The organism is Pseudomonas sp. 8209 (assembly GCF_028682105.1).
GTDB lineage: Bacteria > Pseudomonadota > Gammaproteobacteria > Pseudomonadales > Pseudomonadaceae > Aquipseudomonas > Aquipseudomonas palmensis.
In genome coordinates this window covers 1-205 of record NZ_JANIAH010000040.1, presented here as the reverse complement: position 1 = coordinate 205, position 205 = coordinate 1, and the positions used below count along the sequence as shown (strand labels likewise).

The 205-nt window shown below is 64.9% G+C and carries 1 protein-coding gene; it reads left to right on the top strand.

Annotation, left to right across the window (positions count from 1 at the left end):
* The coding region (locus tag NP552_RS25910; RefSeq protein WP_274097336.1) for an AMP-binding enzyme at window positions 1–205 on the top strand (205 nt) is incomplete at both ends.

Here is a 205-nt window from a genome sequence, read left to right as displayed (position 1 = left end):
TCAGCAACTGGTGGGTTATGTACTGCCCCACGATAACGCCGCCGACCCCACGGCCCTGCGGGAAGAACTAAAAACCCGACTCAAGGCCGAACTGCCGGACTACATGGTGCCCACGCACCTGCTGTTCCTGGAGCAATGGCCACTGACGGCCAACGGCAAGCTCGACCGCCGCGCCCTGCCGGCCCCGGATGCGAGCCTGTTGCAG